Source organism: Pseudomonas syringae (genome assembly GCF_021606685.1).
Classification (GTDB): Bacteria; Pseudomonadota; Gammaproteobacteria; order Pseudomonadales; family Pseudomonadaceae; genus Aquipseudomonas; species Aquipseudomonas syringae_R.
Map to the genome: position 1 here is coordinate 1 of NZ_WKCB01000143.1, position 3,118 is coordinate 3,118.

General features: G+C 61.7%; 2 protein-coding genes. One reads left to right on the forward strand and one right to left on the reverse strand.

Going from position 1 to position 3,118, the window contains the following annotated elements; all coding sequences use genetic code 11:
- Positions 1-142: 142 nt before the first annotated feature.
- Entirely contained in the window at positions 143-1,825 is a 1,683-nt protein-coding gene (locus tag GIW02_RS26895; RefSeq protein WP_236414402.1) for an AMP-binding protein, read from the reverse strand.
- 354 nt (positions 1,826-2,179) lie between these two features.
- On the opposite strand from GIW02_RS26895, the gene GIW02_RS26900 reads away from it, so the two are divergent.
- Positions 2,180-2,956 (forward strand): ABC transporter substrate-binding protein, encoded by a 777-nt coding sequence (locus tag GIW02_RS26900; RefSeq protein WP_236414400.1) that lies wholly within the window; start codon positions 2,180-2,182, stop codon positions 2,954-2,956.
- Positions 2,957-3,118: the final 162 nt, after the last annotated feature.

A 3,118-nucleotide genomic window follows, 5' to 3' on the forward strand; every position in this document is an offset into this window, starting at 1 on the left:
TTCTTGAAGAGAAATCTGTGTTTTTTGTGGGGGCGCCTGCCCGCCCCGGGGGGGGCGACCGCGCTCGCCACATTTTGGGGGTAGGGCCATCCTTTCGCTTCGTTTGGCCGGTGGTGCGTGTGCGTGCGCCGCCGGGCTTTTTTCAGCTGAAGTCTTCCTCGAAATGCTCGTGCTCGCCGCGCGTATCGGCCTGGCGCCGCAGCACTTCCATCTGCCGCAGTTCGACCCGACGGATTTTCCCGGAGATGGTCTTGGGCAGTTCACTCACAAACTCAATCCGCCGCACGCGCTTGTACGGCGCCAGGTGCTCGCGGGCGAAGGCCAGGATGTGCCGGGCCAGCTCGGCGCTGCCGGGGGCGTCGTGGGCCAGGATCAGGAAGGCTTTCGGTACGGCCAGGCGCAGCGGATCGGGGCTGGGCACCACGGCCACTTCCATCACGGCCGGGTGTTCGATCAGCGCGCTTTCGAGTTCGAAGGGGCTGATGCGGTAGTCGGAGGCTTTGAACACATCGTCGGCGCGGCCGACAAAGGTGATGTAGCCGTCGGCGTCGATCTGCGCCGTGTCGCCGGTGCGGTAGTAGCCGTCGCGCATGACCTCGGCGGTTTTTTCCGGGCTGTCCTCGTAGCACAGCATCAGGCCGAGTGGGCGCACGTCTAGGGGCAGGGCGACTTCGCCTTCGGTGCCCGGCACGCCGTCGGCGTCAAGCAGGGTCACTTGATAACCGGGCAAAGGGCGGCCCATTGAGCCCGGCTTGAGCACCTGGCCAGGCGTGTTGCCGACCAGCGCAGTGGTCTCCGACTGCCCGAAGCCATCACGCAGCGGCAAGCCCCAGGCGTGCTGGATCTGCTCGATGATTTCCGGGTTCAGCGGCTCACCGGCACCCACCAGTTCGCGCAGGTTCAGGCGAGTTTTGTAGCTGGCCAGGTCCTCTTGAATCAACATGCGCCACACGGTGGGAGGGGCGCACAGGCTGGTCACGCGGTATTTTTCCAGGGTGCCGAGCAAGGCTTGCGCGCTGAACCGCGCCACGTTATGGATAAAAATGCACGCGCCGGCATTCCACGGCGCGAACAGGCAGCTCCAGGCATGCTTGGCCCAGCCCGGCGATGAGATGTTCAGGTGCAGGTCGCCTGGTTGCAGGCCGATCCAGTACATCGTCGACAAGTGGCCGACCGGATAACTTTGGTGGCTGTGCAGCACCATCTTGGGTTTTGAGGTGGTGCCGGAGGTGAAATACAGCAGCATCGGGTCGGTGGCCAGGGTGCGGCCTTGGGCCTCGAAATGCTCGGGATACGCGAAGGCTGCGCTGTGTGCGACCCACCCGGCGGGGGCCGCGCCCACGCAGATGCGGCTGCAGCCCTCGGCGAGGCCCTCGAACTTGCCGACATGTGCCTCGCCGACCACCAGATGGCGAACCTGCCCGCGCTCGATGCGGTCGCGCAAATCATCCGGGTTGAGCAGGGCGGTGGCGGGGATCACCACGGCGCCGAGCTTGAAGGCGGCGAGCATGGTTTCCCACAGCGCCACATCATTGCCGAGCATCAGCAGCACGCGTTCGCCGCGGCGCACGCCGAGAGCGCGCAGGTGGTTGGCCACCTGGTTGGCGCGCGAGGCCAGTTGCTGGAAGCTGTAGCGTTGCTCGCTGCCGTCCTCTTCGACGATCCACAGCGCCGTGGCCGGGTTGCCCTCGGCCATCGCGTCGAAATAGTCCAGGGCCCAGTTGAACTCGCCCAGCTGCGGCCAGCGAAAGTCGCGCACGGCGGTGGCGTAGTCGGTGCGGTGAGCGAGCAGAAAATCCCGAGCGGCCAGGAAGGGCTGGGTCATGGTCGGTGTCCTTGATTATTGTTGTAGGGACTGACCTGCGGTTAACCGGCAGGCTGAACCGAGTATAGGCACGCATAAATTCAGAGATGAACGCTCAAAAACACCGGTGCGTTGTGCAAAAAAGTCATGCTCGGTATTTCCAGCTGACCGATGTGCTGAGGTTGCGCGGTGCACCGTAGTGGGTGGAACCTGCGGCGGATTATCAGGGGGGCCGTGGTTTTCGCTGAACTGCAGGACTTGGTCGAGATTGACGATAAATACATAAAAGTCCAGTATGGAATTATAAGTACAAAATACCTTGCTGCATTTTTCTTCGCGCTTGCCAAAACCAACAACAACTTGCGAGATCCGACCATGAAGAAACGCGCCCTGATTCCCGCCCTTGCCCTCAGCCTGCTCGCGTCCAGCCAGCTGTTGGCCGCCGAGAAAACCCTGCGCATCGGCATTGAAGCCGCGTACCCCCCGTTTGCATCCAAGACCGAGGAGGGCAAGATCGTCGGCTTCGACTACGACATCGGCAATGCGCTGTGCGCGCAGATGAAAGTCAAATGCGTGTGGGTCGAAGGTGAGTTTGATGGTCTGATTCCTTCCCTCAAGGTGAAGAAAATCGACATGGCCTTGTCGTCCATGACCATCAACGAAGACCGCAAGAAGTCGGTGGATTTCACCCACAAGTACTACTTCACCTCATCACGTCTGGTGATGAAGGAAGGCGCGGTGGTGGACGACCAGTACGCCAGCCTCAACGGCAAGACGGTGGGCGTGCAGCGCGCCACCACTACCGACAGGTATGCCACCGAGGTGTTTGAACCCAAGGGCATTACGGTCAAGCGCTACAGCAATAACGAAGAGATCTACATGGACCTGGCGGCAGGGCGGCTGGATGCGATTTTTGCCGACACCATCCCCTTGAATGACTTCCTGCAAATGCCACGCGGCAAGGGCTACGCCTTTGTCGGCCCGGAACTCAAAGACCCGAAATACGTGGGCGAGGGTGCCGGGATCGCGGTGCGCAAGGGCAATAGCGAGTTGGTCAGCGAACTCAACAACGCTATCGACGGCATTCGTGCGAGTGGTGAGTACCAGAAGATTTCGCAGCAGTACTTCAAGGCCGATATCTACGGCGATTGAGCGTCATACGCGGGCGAAATGTGCCCTCGGCATATTGAGGGTCTGTGTGGGTTGTTGTGGCGAGCGGGCTTGCCCGCGTTGGGGTGCGCAGCAGCCTGCTGAGCGCCGCGCGTGAGGGTTATGGTTTAGTGTATCGGCCTCTCTTTGTCGTCCGTGGCTGCG